This is a genomic window from Aliivibrio friggae (assembly GCF_057368515.1).
In genome coordinates, this window is sequence record NZ_CM170648.1 from 2,872,017 (window position 1) to 2,891,924 (window position 19,908).

Here is a 19,908-nt window from a genome sequence, read left to right on the forward strand (position 1 = left end):
CCTTATGCGGGAATATATCCCTAGTTTGTTGTATTTATACTTATTATTTGACGGTTTATACCGCTGTTATATTTTCTCTTAAGCCTTTAAATTCAGGCATAAGTGAAATTAATTGCTTGCTGTATTCATTCTGAGGATTGGTATAAAGATTTTCAGTTGGAGCCACTTCCAGTAGCTTACCCATCTGCATCACACCAACTCGATCACACATTTGACGAATGACAGGTAAATCATGACTGATAAACAACATGGTTAAATTTAACTCACTTTGTAAATCTTTTAATAAGTTGAGGATTTGCGCCTGAACCGATACATCTAATGCAGAGGTTGGTTCATCACAAATTAATAGACGTGGGCGCGTTGCTAATGCACGAGCAATCGAAATACGCTGACGTTGACCACCAGAAAACTCATGCGGATACTTCAATGCCGCCATTCTCCCCAAACCTACGTGATCAAGAAGATCATTCACGATCTGTTGCGTTTCAGCTTCTGAGCCTGTTAGCTTATGAAAACGGATAGGTTCTGCGATGATATCGAAGATTTTCATACGCGGATTCATCGAAGTGTATGGGTTTTGGAAAACCATTTGCATTTGACGGCGCATTGGACGACGTTCTTTCTCTGATTTCAATGCGGTCAGATCAATACCTTCAAAAGTAACCGTTCCTTCATTTGGCGGATATAAACCAGCAATAACGCGGGCAATGGTTGATTTGCCCGAACCAGATTCTCCTACAAGGCCAAAAGTTTCACCTTCATGGATCTCAAAGCTAACATTGTTTGAGGCTTGAACGTATTCACGACGACTTTCAAACATAGAATCTTTCGTCACAAAACGAAGGCTAACGTTATCTACTTTTAATAATGGACCAGAATATTCACGATGATCTTGGCTTTGCCCTAACCAATGCGTTTTTACATCGATACATTCATGCTCAACGGCTTCTTCGATGTAACTTACCAATGGAAAGCGATCTAATTTAATATCTGAACGTGGTACTGCTGAAATTAAACTACGAGTATAAGAATGGTCAGGATCTCCTAGTACTTTTTCTGTTTTACCAAACTCGACAAGATCACCACGGAACATTACCGCCACTTTATCAGTAACGTTTGATACTACGCCCATATCATGGGTTACTAACATACAGCCTACATTTTTCTCAACGCAGAGATCTCGGATCAGAGTTAGAATTTGATCTTGAATAGAAACATCAAGTGCCGTCGTTGGTTCATCAGCAATGATAAGATCCGGTTCGCCAGCCAAAGCGATAGCGATAACTACACGCTGACGCATACCACCTGAAAATTGATGTGGGTACTGCTTAAGACGGTTTTCAGGCTGCGGTATACCTACTTGCTTCATTAGAGATAAAGCACGCTCATAGGCTTCTACAGCTGATACTTTTAAATTCGCGTGAATGGTTTCTGTAATTTGCTGTTCGACAGTAAATAGAGGATTTAGGGATGTCATTGGATCTTGGAAGATGAATCCGATTTTAGAACCTCTAACTTTACGCATCGCCTCTGTAGATAGGCCAGAGATTTTCTCTCCATCTAGAAAAACCTCTCCGCTAGCAATAACGCCTGGAGGGCTTAATAGATCAATAACAGCATTACCTACTGTTGATTTACCCGCTCCAGATTCACCAACAACCCCTACAATCTCACCACGTTCTATTGAAAACGATAATGATTTAACAGCAGCATGAACTCCATGACGAGATGGGTATTCGATACGTAAATTTTTAACTTCTAAAAGTGACATTATCAGACTCCGACTACTCGGCAGCATCCTGCCCTGTCTGCACATTGATTCCATTCGAAACAGCAAGAAACACTGCAACATGATTAGGACACCAATGTAGTCAATTATTCACATAAAAGCAACAAACAAAGAGTATAAAACTGATATATGTCATTATTCTGCATAAAAAGTCATAAAACAAGCTGTTAACAGAAATCTATGACTAATAATGACAAACACAAGATTCAAATAAAACAGTCAGTTAGTGACAAAAACATAATTAACGACTTAACTTTCAACACCTCAGAATTTAGATAAATAAACATAAATATATTTAACATTTAAAATAACGTTTTAATTGGGGTAAATGATGAAATACAGAGTTTTATGCAAGAGATCCAATAAACAACTAGTGTAAACAATCAAAATAAACATAAAACAAAGTAATAGAAACTTGAGATGAAAGATGAAATTCTAGAATAGATCACCATGTAAAATAGTGATTTTGTGATGACGGTTAGAATAATATAAAGCAGAAACGAAAAAAGCCTCGTCATTTCTGACGAGGCTTTTAAATGTGGTCGGTGAAGAGGGATTCGAACCCCCGACCCTCTGGTCCCAAACCAGATGCGCTACCAAGCTGCGCTATTCACCGAGTTTTTATTTGATTCTTGGGATGTCACTTGAATCAAAAGGGAAACTGTTTTTACAGTTGCCAAAAATTAATGGGGTGGCTAACGAGATTCGAACTCGCGACCACCGGAATCACAATCCAGGGCTCTACCAACTGAGCTATAGCCACCACTAACTTTTTATATAACCGCTATTGCGATTATTGAAATAGTGGTCGGTGAAGAGGGATTCGAACCCCCGACCCTCTGGTCCCAAACCAGATGCGCTACCAAGCTGCGCTATTCACCGACAAATTTCGTTTCGATTCTTGGGATGTTTCTTGAATCAAAACTGGAAACCTTATTTACTACGTAAAATCAGTCACCAAAATAATGGGGTGGCTAACGAGATTCGAACTCGCGACCACCGGAATCACAATCCAGGGCTCTACCAACTGAGCTATAGCCACCACTACTTTATTACGTTTTCTGTGCCTTTTAATTTCTATTCCGGATGGCACGCCCGAAAGGATTCGAACCTTCGACCTTTGGCTCCGGAGGCCAACGCTCTATCCAACTGAGCTACGGGCGTATACCCTATCGGCGGAGAAGAATAATACGGATCTGAGTCACCTTCGTCTAGTGTTTTTTTTACTTTTTTTATCGTTTGGTCTCTTTTTCGACAATTCCTTGCTATTTATCCTCATTTTCTTTGGGTCTAGTGGTTTATTGCAACAATTTAAGCAGATATAATCACTCAATATTTACACGAGATTAACGCGACTCTTTTTCTAAGTACGTTTTTTACCTCGGTAAATACAATAAAATGGGCTTTAGCCAATAATAATAACTGGGAGTGTAAAGTGAGCTTTATGGAAAAATCTATTCGTAACATCATTATTGCAACGGTTGCTGCATTAACTTTTTCAACTACCTCTTTTGCAGCAGGTAATTCTGACGATGCAATTGCTGAACGAATTAAGCCCGTTGGCCAAGTTTATCTAGCAAGTGATGTCGCTGTTGTAGAAGAACCAACAGGACCTCGTTCAGGAGATCAGGTTTACAATACTTTTTGTATTGCTTGTCACTCTACTGGTGCGGCTGGGGCTCCAAAAACACAAAATGCAGCAGATTGGGCTCCTCGTATCGCGAAAGGTATGGATGTACTAAACAATCATGCATTAAATGGCTTTAATGCTATGCCAGCTCGTGGTTCTTGTATGGACTGTTCTGATGATGAAGTACTTGCAGCGGTTGAGCATCTTATTAAAGGACTATAATTTAATTATTATCTCCCTTTAACTCAATCATAAAAAATGCCCACTGTATTATCAGTGGGCATTTTTATATCGGTTTACTTCTTCAGCATGGCTCTAAGGTTAGCAATGTTGGCTTTCCCTCTTTCCATCCTTTCTTCTTGAGTGGGTTTTGGCTTTTTCATTTCCCAATCCAGATCATCATGTGGCAGCTCTTCAAGAAAACGACTTGGCTCAGGACGAATTAACTCTCCATACTGACGACGCTCTTTACATAGGGTAAACGTCAGCTCTTTTTGTGCTCGTGTTATTCCTACATAAGTCAAACGACGCTCTTCTTCTACATTATCTTCATCAATGCTCACTTGGTGAGGTAAAATCCCCTCTTCTGCACCAATCAAGTAAACATAAGGGAACTCTAAGCCTTTTGAAGCATGCAAGGTCATTAACTGAACCTGATCTGCACCGTCCTCATCTTCTCCTCGCTCCATCATGTCACGCAAAGTAAGACGCTGAACCACTTCTTTTAATGTCTTTTCTTCTTTGTCATAGTTATCACCCTCAAGATCAGCAACAATCCATGAATATAAGTCCGAGACATTTTTCATTCTCATCTCTGCCGCTTTTGAGCTGGTAGATGTTTCATATAACCAATCTTCGTAATGAATATCTTTCACTAACGAACGAACCGCTTCAACCGTGTTACCACGCTCAGCATTTTCTGAAATAGACACAACCCAATGAGAGAAACGGCGTAAAGATTCTAACCCTCGTCCCGACAGAGTTTGCTCTAATCCCATTTCAAAACTGGCTTCAAATAAACTTTTACCACGCATATTGGCATAGGTACCGAGCTTTTCTAATGTTACAGGGCCTATTTCACGGCGCGGAGTGTTCACTACACGTAAAAAGGCATTGTCATCATCAGGATTTGTCAGCAATCGAAGATAAGCCATGATGTCTTTTATTTCAGCACGGGAGAAGAACGATGTCCCTCCAGAGATCTTATAAGGTACTCGGTTTTGCATCAGTGATTTTTCAATCAAACGAGATTGGTGATTACCGCGGTATAGCACGGCGTAATCTTTATAATCTGTTCGGTTTAAAAAGCGATGGGCAATGATCTCTCCAACAACTCGCTCTGCTTCATGCTCATCATCTTTTGCTGTTAGTACCTTAATTTGCTCACCGTCTGGAATTTCTGAAAACAGACGCTTTTCAAATACGTGAGGATTATTGGCAATCAATATATTAGCCGCACGTAAAATTCGACTGGTCGAACGGTAATTCTGCTCTAGTTTTATCACTCGTAAAGCAGGGTAGTCTTCACTCAGCAGTACAAGGTTTTGAGGTTTTGCCCCACGCCATGAGTAAATAGACTGATCATCATCACCCACCACGGTTAATCGCCCTCTTTCACCAACTAATAGCTTAACTAACTCATATTGGCTGGTATTCGTATCTTGGTATTCATCCACTAAAAGATAGCGGATCTTCATCTGCCAACGTTCACGTACGTCTTGATTGTTGCGGAGTAATAATACTGGCAATGAAATGAGATCATCAAAATCAAGGGCGTTATAGGCTTTCATTTGAGTTAGGTACATTTCATAACAAAAGGCAAATAGCTGATCTTGCTCAGAGCGAGCAAAGCCTTTGACTTGAGTTGGTGTCAGCATCTCATTTTTCCAGTTTGAGATACTGCTCAATAACTGACGTAATAAATCTTTATCACCATCGATCTGCTTTTCTGTTAATTCCTTTAGTAAAGCGAGCTGGTCCTGATCATCAAATAAAGAGAAACCCGCTTTTAATCCTAATACTTTGTACTCTCGACGAATAATATCCAGACCTAACGAGTGAAAAGTAGAGACCATTAAACCACGAGACTCTTGCTTATTCAGTGTTTGCCCTACACGCTCTTTCATTTCACGAGCGGCTTTATTGGTGAATGTCACAGCGGCAATATTTCTGGCTTTATAGCCACATTGCTGTACGAGGTAAGCTATTTTGTTGGTAATCACACGAGTCTTACCAGACCCTGCACCTGCCAATACTAAACATGGCCCAGAGACAAACTTTACTGCTTCATCTTGCTGTGGATTGAGTCTCATGAATCACCTATAAAATCGATAATGAATATTTGTGTCTATAATAAAGCTGTCGATGATGGAATACCATGTAAACCATCGATGAAAAATTGTGATCTTTACGTTTCTTGACACAAAAATAGATTACATTTTATTCATCGTAGCCTAAAATAATGAATGAACGTTCATTCATTTCATAAGGACCAATTTATGAAGGAAAAGCGTCAGCTCATTCTTGAATCTGCTGAGCAATTATTAGCTACCGATGGATTTCGTGGCTTGTCTATGCAAAAAGTAGCTAATCAAGCAGGCGTTGCTGCCGGCACGATATATCGCTACTTTGATGATAAAGAAGCCTTAATCGAAGAAATAAAACTGAATATCATGCAACGTGTTGCATTTGCCATCCAAGAGAATGTGCAAGATTCAGATCCAATTAAAGTTCGATTTCGTACTATGTGGTTAAACATTTGGTACTTTGCTATTTCAGAGAAGAATACTTTTTTGAATCGTAATCAATACGACTCTCTCCCTTCTACTGACCTAGTGAAATTTAAGGAACTAGAGGAGAAAATGTTTGCCCAAGTAAATCAACTCTTTGTCGATGGACTTGAACAAGGTGTATTTAAACCTCTTAGCGTAGAAATATTAACTGGCCTTAGCTTAGAAGCGAGTGTTTGTTTAGCTCGAAAACATGCTCAAGGTTTTTTTACTTTAACAAACGATGATCTCGATGCGGCAATTGAAGCCAGTTGGGACGCTATTATTAAACACTAATTTGGAGTTCTAATCAGAATGAAAAAGTGGACTTTCTTTATGTTACTTCTTGCACTACTTCTTTTCGGTAGTGTGATTGGTTTTAACATGTTTAAACAACAAAAAATCGCTGAATATATGGCTAACCGACCAGAACCTGAATTCCCTGTTACGGTTGAAACCATTGCCTCATCTCATTGGACTCCAACCATTGAAGCTATTGGTTTTATTGAACCTAACCAAGGCGTTACATTAACAACTGAAGTTAACGGTATTATTGATAAAATTTCATTTGATTCTGGTAGCCAAGTAAAAAAAGGCCAAGTATTGGTTTCTCTTGATTCTAAAGTAGAAAAAGCTAACTTGAAGAGTACTCAAGCTCGCTTGCCTGCAGCGGAAGCAAAATATAAGCGTTATAAGGGCCTATATAAGAAAGGTTCTATTTCAAAAGAAGCATACGATGAAGCTGAAGCAAACTACTTCTCTCTTGCTGCTGATATTGAAGGAATGAAAGCATCTATCGATCGTCGTGAGATCAAAGCACCTTTCAGTGGTGTTATCGGTATTCGTAATGTTTACCTAGGTCAATACCTACAACCAAGCACTGATATCGTTCGTCTAGAAGATACAAGTGTAATGCGCTTACGCTTTACTGTTCCTCAAACTGATATCTCGCGCATCAATATTGGACAAGAAATCGATATCTCAATTGATTCTTACCCTGCGGACATCTTCAAAGGTTCTATTAGCGCTATTGAACCTGCGGTAAACATCCAAAGTGGCTTAATCGAGGTTCAAGCTGATATCCCTAATAATGGTGGAAAATTACGTAGCGGCATGTTCGCTCGTGCTGAAATCATTCTACCGACATTAGAAAACCAAGTTGTTATTCCTCAAACATCAATCACCTATACTCTTTATGGCGATAATGTTTATCTTGTTACAGAAAAAGATGGTGTAAAACGCGTTCAACAACATGTTGTGAAAGTAGGTGAGCGCTCAGAAGCGATTGCTCATATCCTTGAAGGTGTTAAAGCTGGCGATATGGTGGTAACCACAGGTCAGGTTCGTCTAAGTAATGATGCGAAAGTTCGCATTGTGGAAAGCGATGCAACAACACCACCTGCTGAAACACCAATGCTGTAATCGGAGGAACTATGCGCTTTACTGATGTTTTTATTAAACGTCCAGTTTTAGCGGTATCAATCAGCTTTTTGATTGCTTTGCTTGGGATTCAAGCAATTTTCAAAATGCAGGTTCGTGAATACCCTGAAATGACGAATACCGTTGTAACGGTAACAACTAGCTACTACGGGGCGAGTGCTGACCTTATACAAGGTTTTATTACTCAACCCTTAGAGCAAGCCGTGGCTCAAGCCGATAATATCGACTTTATGACGTCACAATCAGTAATGGGTAAATCTACCATTACTGTAACAATGAAGTTGAATACTGACCCAAATGCAGCCTTGTCTGATATTTTGGCTAAGACAAACTCTGTTCGCTCTCAGTTACCAAAAGAATCTGAAGATCCGACAGTAACCATGTCTACAGGCTCAACAACTGCGGTACTTTATATTGGTTTTACTAGTGATGAATTAGTATCAAGCCAGATTACCGACTACTTAGAGCGAGTTATTAACCCTCAGTTATTCACTGTTAACGGTGTTTCAAAGGTAGATCTTTACGGTGGTATGAAGTACGCGTTACGTATCTGGTTAGATCCAGCACGTATGGCTGCTATAGATATGACTGCAACTGATGTTATGGGCGTGCTAAGCGCGAATAACTTCCAATCAGCAGCAGGTCAAGCTACCGGTGAGTTTGTTCTTTATAACGGCAGTGCTGATACTCAAGTATCTAATGTTGAAGAACTAGAAAATCTTGTTATCAGAACGACTAATGGGGAAATTGTTCGCCTAAGTGATATTGCGAAAGTCTCTCTTGAAAAAAGCCATGATGTCTATCGAGCAAGTGCGAATGGTAAGGAAGCCGTTGTTGCTGCAATCAATGCTGCACCAAGTGCTAACCCAATTAACATTGCCTCTGATGTTCTTGCGTTGTTGCCTCAATTAGAGAAAAACTTACCAACGAATATCAAAATGAACATCATGTATGACTCTACGATTGCGATCAACGAGTCTATTCATGAAGTAATTAAAACCATCATTGAAGCTGCATTAATCGTACTGGTTGTAATTACCTTATTCTTAGGTTCATTCCGAGCGGTAATCATTCCAATCGTTACTATTCCATTATCACTTGTTGGTGTGGCAATGGTTATGCAAGCGATGGGTTTCTCATGGAACTTGATGACACTACTCGCAATGGTACTCGCCATCGGCTTGGTAGTAGATGATGCTATCGTTGTTTTAGAAAACGTTGACCGTCATATTAAGTTAGGTGAAACACCTTTCCGAGCAGCGATTATAGGTACTCGTGAAATTGCGGTTCCTGTTATAGCAATGACATTAACGCTTGGTGCGGTATATGCTCCAATTGCAATGATGGGTGGTATTACCGGTTCTCTATTTAAAGAGTTTGCCTTAACCCTAGCTGGTGCCGTATTTGTTTCCGGTATCGTAGCATTAACACTATCTCCAATGATGTGTTCAAAAATGCTCGTTGCAAATGAAGAACCAAATCGTTTTGAGAAAAAAGTACATCATATCTTAGATAATATGAGTGATCGTTATGAGCGTATGCTAAATGCCATCATGACTCGTCGCCCTGTGATTATTGGTTTTGCTGTTATTGTTTTTGCTACTCTTCCGCTTCTGTTTAAGTTTATTCCAAGTGAACTTGCCCCATCAGAAGATAAAGGTGTAATCATGTTGATGGGTACCGCGCCTTCAACTGCAAACCTTGATTACATGCAAAACACCATGAACGATGTAAATAAGATCCTATCAAATCAACCAGAAGTTGCATTTGCACAAGTATTTACCGGTGTTCCTAATGCGAACCAAGCCTTTGGTATTGCTTCTATGGTTCCTTGGAGCCAACGAACAACAAGCCAAGCTGAGGTTGCTAAACGTGTTGGTGAACTAGTTAAAGATGTACCAGGAATGGCAGTAACGGCTTTCCAAATGCCTGAACTTCCAGGGGCTGGCTCTGGTCTTCCAATTCAATTTGTTATTACGACACCAAATAGTTTTGAAAGCTTGTTCCAAATAGCAACCGAAGTACTGACTAGTGTTAAAGGTAGCCCACTGTTTGTCTATTCTGATCTTGATTTAAATTTTGATTCAGCAACAATGAAAATCAATATAGATAAAGATAAAGCAGGCGCTTACGGTATTACCATGCAAGATATTGGTATTACACTAAGTACGATGATGGCTGATGGTTACGTAAACCGTATTGATCTTAGCGGACGCTCATATGAGGTTATTCCTCAAGTAGAACGTAAGTTCCGTCTAAACCCTGAATCAATGAATCACTATTACGTTCGTTCAACCAGTGGTGAAGCTGTTCCTCTAGGAAGCCTAATATCTATCGATGTTGTTGCTGAACCTAGATCACTGCCTCACTTCAACCAATTGAACTCAGCGACTATTGGTGCAGTACCATCACCAGGTGTTGCTATGGGTGATGCGATCATATGGTTTGAAGACTTAGCAACGAGTACATTACCAAGTGGTTATAGCCATGACTATATGGGTGAAGCTCGTCAGTACGTAACTGAGGGTAGTGCTCTATATGCTACGTTTGGTTTGGCACTCGCTATCATCTTCTTGGTTCTTGCTATTCAATTTGAATCAGTACGAGATCCATTAGTAATCATGGTATCTGTTCCGCTAGCAATTTGTGGTGCTTTAATCGCTCTTGCTTGGGGCGCTGCAACAATGAATATCTACTCTCAAGTTGGTTTGATCACACTTGTAGGCTTGATTACTAAGCATGGTATTCTTATTTGTGAAGTAGCAAAAGAAGAACAACTTCATCACCTCAAGAATCGTATGGAAGCCGTAACCGAAGCTGCTAAAGTTCGTCTACGCCCTATCCTAATGACGACTGCTGCGATGATTGCAGGTCTTGTTCCTCTAATGTATGCAAGTGGTGCAGGTGCGGCTCAACGCTTTAGTATTGGTATCGTAATCGTAGCTGGTCTAGCGATTGGTACGTTATTTACACTGTTCGTACTGCCCGTAATTTATAGTTACTTAGCAAGTGAACACAAACCATTACCTGTTTTTGAAGAAGGTAAAGAGATTAAAGAATCTTAATGGTTAATTGTTATTAAAGGCTACTTCGGTAGCCTTTTTTTTATTTCGATAGCGACAATTGGCAAGGCTTTACTTAGAATAAAGAAAATATTCAATTAAGGGTAAATGATGTTTGATCCAAAGAAACTAGAACAAGTAGCAAAACAAATTCATGACTCAATGCCTCAACCAGTAAAAGAGCTAGGTACTGATGTTGAGCAAAAAGTTCGCCAAGTTATCCAAGGCCAATTAAATAAGCTCGATGTTGTAGGTAGAGAGGAATTTGATGTTCAAACTCAAGTTCTACTACGCACTCGCCAAAAACTAACGGCAATGGAACAAAAACTGGCTGAATTAGAAGAGAAACTATTAGAAAAGTAATACCAATCACAGTAAGTAAGTGAGCAGAAATAGCGCAGGAAAATGCTTGAGAACAAGACGAAATTTTTTGATAAGTAGTTATTCTACAATCAAAAATTTCAACGCAGTTATCGAGCATTTTAACCAGCTAGGATGATCAGTTATTTACTACGATTGGTATAACTCGATAGAAACATAATTTACGCATAAAAAAATGGCTTAACCATCACTGGTTAAGCCATTTTTATATTCATTTGGTATTAATTAGCCACCAACGGCAATACGCTTCATATCACTCATATAGCTACGTAGCTCTTCACCGATATATTCTACTGGGTGGTTACGAATTGCTTCATTAACAGCGATTAACGTTGCATTATCAACTTGATTTGATGTTTCACCCAAGCCACGGCCAATTACGTTAGTCTCAACTGATGTCATAAACTTCTCACGAAGTAGTGGCGTTGCTACATTAGCAAATAAATAGTTACCATATTCAGCCGTATCAGAAATTACTACATTCATTTCATACAAACGCTTACGAGCAACTGTATTTGCAATTAGCGGTAGCTCATGCAGTGATTCGTAGTATGCAGATTCATCAACAATACCTGATGAAGTCATTGCTTCAAAGGCTAATTCAACACCAGCACGAACCATAGCAACAAGTAGAATACCGTTATCAAAATATTCTTGCTCTGAAATCTCTACGTCTGACTCAGGGTAATTTTCAAATGCAGTTTGACCTGTCTCTTCACGCCAGCCTAATAGATTCACATCATCATTAGCCCAATCAGCCATCATTGTACGAGAAAATTCACCTTGAATAATATCATCCATATGTTTGTTATATAGAGGACGCATTAACTCTTTTAGCTCTTCAGATAATTCGAATGCCTTCACTTTTGCAGGATTAGATAGACGATCCATCATGTGAGTAACACCACCGAACTTAAGTGCTTCGGTAATTGTTTCCCAACCAAACTGTAGCAATTTACCGGCATAACCAGGTTCAATGCCATCAGCGATCATTTTCTCATAAGATACAATTGAACCCGCTTGTAGCATGCCACAAAGGATTGTTTGCTCACCCATTAAATCAGATTTAACTTCAGCGACAAAAGAAGACTCAAGACAACCAGCTCTGTGACCACCAGTACCTGCAGCCCATGCTTTTGCAATATCCCAGCCTTCACCTTTTGGATCATTTTCAGGGTGAACAGCTATCAATGTAGGTACACCAAAACCACGCTTATATTCTTCACGTACTTCTGTACCAGGACATTTAGGAGCGACCATAACAACCGTTATATCTTTACGGATCTGCATCCCTTCTTCTACAACATTAAAGCCATGAGAGTAACCTAGTGCAGCGCCTTCTTTCATTAGTGGCATTACCGTTTCAACAACATTTGTATGTTGTTTATCTGGCGTCAGGTTAACAACAAGATCTGCTTGAGGGATTAGTTTTTCATAGCTAGCAACTTCAAAGCCATTTTCTTTGGCATTTTTATACGACTGACGTTGTTCATCAATCGCAGCTTGACGTAGCGCATATGCTACATCTAAGCCTGAGTCACGCATATTAAGACCTTGATTAAGACCTTGAGCACCACAACCTACAATAACCACCTTCTTTCCTTTAAGGTAATCAGCTTCTGTTGCAAATTCCTCACGGTCCATAAAGCGACAACGACCAAGTTGATCCAACTGCTCGCGTAAATTCAGTGTGTTAAAGTAATTAGCCATGATAAAACTCCATAAATATCATTTAATCCATTAGGATGATCTTGTGTATAAAAAGATAATAACGAAAGATTAACATTGTCAAAAGTGATATATTAGCAATACATGATTGCAATATAGGCAACATAAATGAACATAAAACTTCTACAAACTTTCCTACATCTTTGTGAAAGTCATAGCTTTACTCAAACATCAAAAGCGATGCATTTAAGTCCCTCAGCTTTAAGCCGACAAATTCAAAAACTAGAAGATGACGTTGGACATCCACTTTTTATTAGAGATAATCGAAGTGTTGAACTAACAACGGCGGCTAAGCAACTTATACCTATAGCCTTGAATATATGTGCGGAATGGAGTGGTTACAAAGCAAGCTCTAATACTGTGAATAATACACTTAAGGGTCAGCTTAATTTATTTTGCTCAGTGACGGCAAGCTACAGTCATTTACCTCAATTATTAAACGACTTTAAAGTTAACTATCCCCATATAGACATTAAACTATCTACCGGTGATCCAGCTCAAGCGATCAATAAGATTGAAACATCAGAAGTCGATATTGCAATATCAGCTCTTCCAGAAACCCTATCAAATAAACTCGCCTTTGAAATTATCAGTGAAATTCCACTTTCGATCATTGCTCCAATTGGTAACAATCACTTCGTCAGTGAAATTAATAAAGAAAATACAAATTGGAAGTCATTGCCTTTTATTTTGCCTGAATCAGGGACTGCGAGGAATAGAGCGAATCAATGGTTTAAGGAGCAGAAAATCAAACCCACAATTTACGCTCAAGTATCAGGGCATGAAGCAATTGTTAGTATGGTGGCGTTAGGCTGCGGTATAGGTATTGCTCCAGACGTAGTAATCAATAACAGCCCAGTTAAAGACAAAGTTCAACGCCTAAATATATCGCCTATAGCGCCTTTTAAATTAGGATTATGTTGTAAAAAATCAAAACTAAACGACTCTGTCATTCAGGCTCTTTGGCAAGTCGCAGAAAATACATTTATTTAGCGATTAAAACGAAAAAAGGCTTCCCAATGGGAAGCCTTTTAAAATTTGAGCCTAGCGATGTCCTACTCTCACATGGGGAAACCCCACACTACCATCGGCGCTATTATGTTTCACTTCTGAGTTCGGCATGGGATCAGGTGGGTCCATAATGCTATGGTCGCTAAGCAAAATCTGTCAGTAAATGGTGCTGATACCCAGACTCGAACTGGGGACCTCACCCTTACCAAGGGTGCGCTCTACCGGGCTGAGCTATATCAGCAATAAACTATTTACTTTTGTAATCGAAAAAAAGCCATCCTTTGGATGGCTTTTTAAAATTCAAGCCTGGCGATGTCCTACTCTCACATGGGGAAACCCCACACTACCATCGGCGCTATTACGTTTCACTTCTGAGTTCGGCATGGGATCAGGTGGGTCCATAACGCTATGGTCGCCAAGCAAATTCTTTCTATCTACCTCAATAAGAGATAAATAATAATCTGGAAAGCTGTGTATGCGTTCTTAATCACATTCAATATCGTTCTTGCAACTTCAAATCCGTTCAAAACCCCTTGGGTGTTGTATGGTTAAGCCTCACGGGCAATTAGTACAGGTTAGCTCAATGCCTCGCAGCACTTACACACCCTGCCTATCAACGTCGTAGTCTTCAACAACCCTTTAGGATACTTAAAGTATCAGGGATGACTCATCTCAAGGCTCGCTTCACGCTTAGATGCTTTCAGCGTTTATCGATCCCGAACTTAGCTACCGGGCAATGCTACTGGCGTAACAACCCGAACACCAGAGGTTCGTCCACTCCGGTCCTCTCGTACTAGGAGCAGCCCCTTTCAATCATCCAACGCCCACGGCAGATAGGGACCGAACTGTCTCACGACGTTCTAAACCCAGCTCGCGTACCACTTTAAATGGCGAACAGCCATACCCTTGGGACCGACTTCAGCCCCAGGATGTGATGAGCCGACATCGAGGTGCCAAACACCGCCGTCGATATGAACTCTTGGGCGGTATCAGCCTGTTATCCCCGGAGTACCTTTTATCCGTTGAGCGATGGCCCTTCCATTCAGAACCACCGGATCACTATGACCTGCTTTCGCACCTGCTCGAATTGTCATTCTCGCAGTCAAGCGGGCTTATGCCATTGCACTAACCACACGATGTCCAACCGTGTTTAGCCCACCTTCGTGCTCCTCCGTTACTCTTTGGGAGGAGACCGCCCCAGTCAAACTACCCACCAGACACTGTCCGCAATCCCGATAAGGGACCAACGTTAGAACATCAAGCATACAAGGGTGGTATTTCAAGATTGCCTCCACCAATACTAGCGTACTGGTTTCAAAGGCTCCCACCTATCCTACACATGTAGGGTCAATGTTCAGTGCCAAGCTGTAGTAAAGGTTCACGGGGTCTTTCCGTCTAGCCGCGGGTACACTGCATCTTCACAGCGATTTCAATTTCACTGAGTCTCGGGTGGAGACAGCGTGGCCATCATTACGCCATTCGTGCAGGTCGGAACTTACCCGACAAGGAATTTCGCTACCTTAGGACCGTTATAGTTACGGCCGCCGTTTACTTGGGCTTCGATCAAGAGCTTCGACCGAAGTCTAACCCCATCAATTAACCTTCAAGCACCGGGCAGGCGTCACACCGTATACGTCATCTTACGATTTAGCACAGTGCTATGTTTTTAATAAACAGTTGCAGCCACCTGGTATCTGCGACTCCCGGCAGCTTAGAGAGCAAGTCTCATCACCGCTAGGAGCGTACCTTCTCCCGAAGTTACGGTACCATTTTGCCTAGTTCCTTCACCCGAGTTCTCTCAAGCGCCTTAGTATTCTCTACTCGACCACCTGTGTCGGTTTGGGGTACGATTCCTTATAATCTGAAGCTTAGAGGCTTTTCCTGGAAGTATGGCATCAATAGCTTCACACCCGTAGGTGCTCGACATCGTGTCTCAGCCTAACAAGAGTCCGGATTTACCTAAACTCTTAGCCTACGCACTTGAACTTGGACGACCGTCGCCAAGCCTACCTAGCCTTCTCCGTCCCCCCATCGCAATTATAAGAAGTACGGGAATATTAACCCGTTTCCCATCGACTACGCTTTTCAGCCTCGCCTTAGGGGTCGACTTACCCTGCCCCGATTAACGTTGGACAGGAACCCTTGGTCTTCCGGCGAGGGGGTTTTTCACCCCCTTTATCGTTACTCATGTCAGCATTCGCACTTCTGATACCTCCAGCAGCCCTTACAGACCACCTTCAACGGCTTACAGAACGCTCCCCTACCCAGCACAATAAATTGCACTGCCGCAGCTTCGGTGTATAGCTTAGCCCCGTTACATCTTCCGCGCAGGCCGACTCGACCAGTGAGCTATTACGCTTTCTTTAAATGATGGCTGCTTCTAAGCCAACATCCTGGCTGTCTGAGCCTTCCCACATCGTTTCCCACTTAGCTATAACTTTGGGACCTTAGCTGGCGGTCTGGGTTGTTTCCCTCTCCACGACGGACGTTAGCACCCGCCGTGTGTCTCCCGGATAGTACTTACTGGTATTCGGAGTTTGCAAAGGGTTGGTAAGTCGGGATGACCCCCTAGCCTTAACAGTGCTCTACCCCCAGTAGTATTCGTCCGAGGCTCTACCTAAATAGATTTCGGGGAGAACCAGCTATCTCCAAGTTTGATTGGCCTTTCACCCCTAGCCACAAGTCATCCGCTAATTTTTCAACATTAGTCGGTTCGGTCCTCCAGTTGATGTTACTCAACCTTCAACCTGCCCATGGCTAGATCACTTGGTTTCGGGTCTATATCCAGAGACTGAACGCCCAGTTAAGACTCGGTTTCCCTACGGCTCCCCTAAACGGTTAACCTTGCCACTGAATATAAGTCGCTGACCCATTATACAAAAGGTACGCAGTCACATAACAAGTATGCTCCTACTGCTTGTACGTACACGGTTTCAGGTTCTATTTCACTCCCCTCACAGGGGTTCTTTTCGCCTTTCCCTCACGGTACTGGTTCACTATCGGTCAGTCAGTAGTATTTAGCCTTGGAGGATGGTCCCCCCATATTCAGACAGGATATCACGTGTCCCGCCTTACTCGTTTTCACTGATGATGAGATGTCGGTTACAGGGCTATCACCTTGTATCGCGGCACTTTCCAGAGCCTTCACCTGTCTCATTAAAAGCTTAAGGGCTAACCCAATTTCGCTCGCCGCTACTTTCGGGATCTCGGTTGATTTCTCTTCCTCGGGGTACTTAGATGTTTCAGTTCTCCCGGTTTGCTTCGCTGCGCTATGTATTCACGCAGCGATACTAGCTTATGCTAGTGGGTTTCCCCATTCAGAAATCGTAGACTCAAATGGTTTTTACTACCTAATCTACGCTTATCGCAAGTTAATACGTCTTTCATCGCCTCTGACTGCCAAGGCATCCACCGTGTACGCTTAGTCACTTAACCATACAACCCCAAGAGGTTTCGTATGGCATAAACAACCAAGGTTGAACTCGTCATTGCGAGTTCTGGTTTTTCGCCGGATTCAAAATACAAGAACACTTGAATGTGTTTTTAATTTGTTTATCTAAAAGATAAACAAAAGATATTAAGAACTTTTAAATTTTGATTTATCTAACTCGTAAGTCAGTTAAATCAGTCAGCTTTCCAAATTGTTAAAGAGCAATGTTTCTTTCGAAACCATTTTTAAAGACTCTCAGGGAGAATACTTAAAGATGGTGGGCGATACCGGGCTCGAACCAGTGACCCCCTCCTTGTAAGGGAGGTGCTCTCCCAACTGAGCTAATCGCCCACGAAAGTTTTAATTCCTTCGTGAGAAAGAATGGTGGAGCTATGCGGGATCGAACCGCAGACCTCCTGCGTGCAAGGCAGGCGCTCTCCCAGCTGAGCTATAGCCCCATATTTTTATTTCCTTGGGAGGAAATGGTGGGTCGTGCAGGATTCGAACCTGCGACCAATTGATTAAAAGTCAACTGCTCTACCAACTGAGCTAACGACCCAATGGTATCCCGTAGGGGAGTCGAACCCCTGTTACCGCCGTGAAAGGGCGGTGTCCTAGGCCTCTAGACGAACGGGACACTGGATATTTGAAGGTGTTGGGCACCTTCTATTGCTTCTTTACGTTTTTAACCTAATCAATCTGTGTGAACACTCATAAATCGCAATCTATCGTTTAAGGAGGTGATCCAGCCCCAGGTTCCCCTAGGGCTACCTTGTTACGACTTCACCCCAGTCATGAACCACAAAGTGGTGAGCGTCCTCCCGAAGGTTAAACTACCCACTTCTTTTGCAGCCCACTCCCATGGTGTGACGGGCGGTGTGTACAAGGCCCGGGAACGTATTCACCGTGACATTCTGATTCACGATTACTAGCGATTCCGACTTCACGGAGTCGAGTTGCAGACTCCGATCCGGACTACGACGCACTTTTTGGGATTCGCTCACTATCGCTAGCTTGCAGCCCTCTGTATGCGCCATTGTAGCACGTGTGTAGCCCTACTCGTAAGGGCCATGATGACTTGACGTCGTCCCCACCTTCCTCCGGTTTATCACCGGCAGTCTCCCTGGAGTTCCCACCATTACGTGCTGGCAAACAAGGATAAGGGTTGCGCTCGTTGCGGGACTTAACCCAACATTTCACAACACGAGCTGACGACAGCCATGCAGCACCTGTCTCACAGTTCCCGAAGGCACAAGTCCATCTCTGGTCTCTTCTGTGGATGTCAAGAGTAGGTAAGGTTCTTCGCGTTGCATCGAATTAAACCACATGCTCCACCGCTTGTGCGGGCCCCCGTCAATTCATTTGAGTTTTAATCTTGCGACCGTACTCCCCAGGCGGTCTACTTAACGCGTTAGCTCCGAAAGCCACGGCTCAAGGCCACAACCTCCAAGTAGACATCGTTTACGGCGTGGACTACCAGGGTATCTAATCCTGTTTGCTCCCCACGCTTTCGCATCTGAGTGTCAGTGTCTGTCCAGGGGGCCGCCTTCGCCACTGGTATTCCTTCAGATCTCTACGCATTTCACCGCTACACCTGAAATTCTACCCCCCTCTACAGCACTCTAGTTCACCAGTTTCAAATGCGGTTCCGAGGTTGAGCCCCGGGCTTTCACATCTGACTTAATGAACCACCTGCATGCGCTTTACGCCCAGTAATTCCGATTAACGCTCGCACCCTCCGTATTACCGCGGCTGCTGGCACGGAGTTAGCCGGTGCTTCTTCTGTCGCTAACGTCAAGATGTGCAGCTATTAACTACACACCCTTCCTCACGACTGAAAGTACTTTACAACCCGAAGGCCTTCTTCATACACGCGGCATGGCTGCATCAGGCTTTCGCCCATTGTGCAATATTCCCCACTGCTGCCTCCCGTAGGAGTCTGGACCGTGTCTCAGTTCCAGTGTGGCTGATCATCCTCTCAGACCAGCTAGAGATCGTCGCCTTGGTGAGCTCTTACCCCACCAACTAGCTAATCTCACCTGGGCTAATCTTGACGCGAGAGGTCCGAAGATCCCCCTCTTTGGTCCGAAGACATTATGCGGTATTAGCTATCGTTTCCAATAGTTATCCCCCACATCAAGGCATATTCCCAGGCATTACTCACCCGTCCGCCGCTCGTCAGCAAATTAGCAAGCTAATTTCTGTTACCGCTCGACTTGCATGTGTTAGGCCTGCCGCCAGCGTTCAATCTGAGCCATGATCAAACTCTTCAATTAAAGTTTTTTGGTTTGTTTCAGCAGAAACAAAACCGGCTCAATGATTAATACTGATTGTTACATAAAAGTAATTTTGTGTAGTCACTCAGCTCATTGATTATTTTGTTTGAATTCACTTCGAAAAGTAAAAGCAAACTAATGATTATCAACTCACAAGTGCCCACACAGATTGATTTGGTTAAATTGTTAAAGAGCTTGTCTTTCAACCACTTAGCGTTACCGCTTCGTTGCTTCAGGCTGCGTATAATACGCTTTCTGATTTGAAAGTCAAGATAATATTTTCAACTTTTTCATTTATTTATGAAAGACTTAAAAACGTTATGTTGACTTGGCTCACAGTGACAAACTGGGAGCGAAATAAAAGCCCGTTCTATTGAACGGGCACTTATTCAA

The 19,908-nt window shown here is 42.3% G+C and carries 9 protein-coding genes, 10 tRNA genes and 4 rRNA genes; 6 read left to right on the forward strand and 17 right to left on the reverse strand.

From position 1 onward, the window contains the following. Positions 1 to 55: 55 nt before the first annotated feature. The 6 genes from AC2INI_RS13310 to AC2INI_RS13335 all read right to left on the reverse strand — a co-directional run bounded on the left by AC2INI_RS13310 (position 56) and on the right by AC2INI_RS13335 (position 2,953). Entirely contained in the window at positions 56 to 1,771 is a 1,716-nt protein-coding gene (locus tag AC2INI_RS13310; protein WP_486305019.1) for a dipeptide ABC transporter ATP-binding protein, read from the reverse strand. 557 nt (positions 1,772 to 2,328) lie between these two features. Beyond that, positions 2,329 to 2,405: transfer RNA gene (locus AC2INI_RS13315), tRNA-Pro, on the reverse strand. 71 nt (positions 2,406 to 2,476) lie between these two features. After that, positions 2,477 to 2,552: transfer RNA gene (locus AC2INI_RS13320), tRNA-His, on the reverse strand. Positions 2,553 to 2,594: 42 nt separating this feature from the next. After that, positions 2,595 to 2,671 (reverse strand) — tRNA-Pro (locus tag AC2INI_RS13325). An 84-nt stretch (positions 2,672 to 2,755) separates the two neighbouring features. Continuing rightward, a tRNA-His gene (locus AC2INI_RS13330) sits at positions 2,756 to 2,831 on the reverse strand. A 45-nt stretch (positions 2,832 to 2,876) separates the two neighbouring features. Further along, positions 2,877 to 2,953 (reverse strand) — tRNA-Arg (locus AC2INI_RS13335). Between the two features lie 280 nt (positions 2,954 to 3,233). Between AC2INI_RS13335 and AC2INI_RS13340 the strand changes: the two genes are divergently transcribed. Next, positions 3,234 to 3,641 carry a c-type cytochrome gene (locus AC2INI_RS13340; protein WP_122036455.1) on the forward strand — a complete coding sequence of 136 codons (408 nt, stop codon included), beginning with the start codon at positions 3,234 to 3,236 and terminating at the stop codon, positions 3,639 to 3,641. 74 nt (positions 3,642 to 3,715) lie between these two features. Here AC2INI_RS13340 and rep read toward each other — a convergent pair whose 3' ends face one another. Further along, positions 3,716 to 5,731 (reverse strand): DNA helicase Rep, encoded by a 2,016-nt coding sequence (gene rep, locus AC2INI_RS13345; protein WP_486305020.1) that lies wholly within the window; start codon positions 5,729 to 5,731, stop codon positions 3,716 to 3,718. 186 nt (positions 5,732 to 5,917) lie between these two features. Between rep and AC2INI_RS13350 the strand changes: the two genes are divergently transcribed. From AC2INI_RS13350 to ubiK, 4 genes are all read left to right on the forward strand, one after another. Further along, positions 5,918 to 6,484 carry a TetR/AcrR family transcriptional regulator gene (locus tag AC2INI_RS13350; protein ID WP_080889822.1) on the forward strand — a complete coding sequence of 189 codons (567 nt, stop codon included), beginning with the start codon at positions 5,918 to 5,920 and terminating at the stop codon, positions 6,482 to 6,484. Between the two features lie 18 nt (positions 6,485 to 6,502). Further along, positions 6,503 to 7,609, forward strand: coding sequence for an efflux RND transporter periplasmic adaptor subunit (locus AC2INI_RS13355; RefSeq protein WP_045103193.1), 1,107 nt, complete (start codon positions 6,503 to 6,505; stop codon positions 7,607 to 7,609). A gap of 11 nt (positions 7,610 to 7,620) precedes the next feature. Continuing rightward, a complete protein-coding gene (locus AC2INI_RS13360) occupies positions 7,621 to 10,692 on the forward strand; it encodes a multidrug efflux RND transporter permease subunit (protein ID WP_045103194.1) in 3,072 nt (1,023 codons plus the stop codon). 108 nt (positions 10,693 to 10,800) lie between these two features. Then, positions 10,801 to 11,052 carry a ubiquinone biosynthesis accessory factor UbiK gene (ubiK, locus tag AC2INI_RS13365; RefSeq protein WP_486305737.1) on the forward strand — a complete coding sequence of 84 codons (252 nt, stop codon included), beginning with the start codon at positions 10,801 to 10,803 and terminating at the stop codon, positions 11,050 to 11,052. A 243-nt stretch (positions 11,053 to 11,295) separates the two neighbouring features. On the opposite strand, the gene ilvC is transcribed toward ubiK, so the two are convergent. Beyond that, complete coding sequence (gene ilvC, locus AC2INI_RS13370; protein ID WP_122036454.1) at positions 11,296 to 12,780, reverse strand: ketol-acid reductoisomerase; 1,485 nt, start codon at positions 12,778 to 12,780, stop codon at positions 11,296 to 11,298. 126 nt (positions 12,781 to 12,906) lie between these two features. On the opposite strand from ilvC, the gene ilvY reads away from it, so the two are divergent. Beyond that, positions 12,907 to 13,791 (forward strand): HTH-type transcriptional activator IlvY, encoded by an 885-nt coding sequence (ilvY, locus tag AC2INI_RS13375; protein WP_486305022.1) that lies wholly within the window; start codon positions 12,907 to 12,909, stop codon positions 13,789 to 13,791. 49 nt (positions 13,792 to 13,840) lie between these two features. On the opposite strand, the gene rrf (AC2INI_RS13380) is transcribed toward ilvY, so the two are convergent. From rrf (AC2INI_RS13380) to AC2INI_RS13420, 9 genes are all read right to left on the reverse strand, one after another. Next, positions 13,841 to 13,956: ribosomal RNA gene (gene rrf / locus AC2INI_RS13380) — 5S ribosomal RNA — on the reverse strand. A gap of 17 nt (positions 13,957 to 13,973) precedes the next feature. Further along, positions 13,974 to 14,050 (reverse strand) — tRNA-Thr (locus AC2INI_RS13385). Between the two features lie 63 nt (positions 14,051 to 14,113). Continuing rightward, positions 14,114 to 14,229, reverse strand: a 5S ribosomal RNA gene (gene rrf / locus AC2INI_RS13390). A gap of 124 nt (positions 14,230 to 14,353) precedes the next feature. Next, positions 14,354 to 17,244: ribosomal RNA gene (locus AC2INI_RS13395) — 23S ribosomal RNA — on the reverse strand. Positions 17,245 to 17,514: 270 nt separating this feature from the next. After that, a tRNA-Val gene (locus tag AC2INI_RS13400) sits at positions 17,515 to 17,590 on the reverse strand. Positions 17,591 to 17,621: 31 nt separating this feature from the next. Next, positions 17,622 to 17,697, reverse strand: a tRNA-Ala gene (locus AC2INI_RS13405). 25 nt (positions 17,698 to 17,722) lie between these two features. After that, positions 17,723 to 17,798 (reverse strand) — tRNA-Lys (locus AC2INI_RS13410). Between the two features lie 2 nt (positions 17,799 to 17,800). Then, a tRNA-Glu gene (locus AC2INI_RS13415) sits at positions 17,801 to 17,876 on the reverse strand. 96 nt (positions 17,877 to 17,972) lie between these two features. Next, positions 17,973 to 19,515 (reverse strand): 16S ribosomal RNA (locus AC2INI_RS13420). The 16S, 23S and 5S rRNA genes sit together here with 5 tRNA genes alongside, the layout of an rRNA operon. Positions 19,516 to 19,908 lie beyond the last annotated feature (393 nt).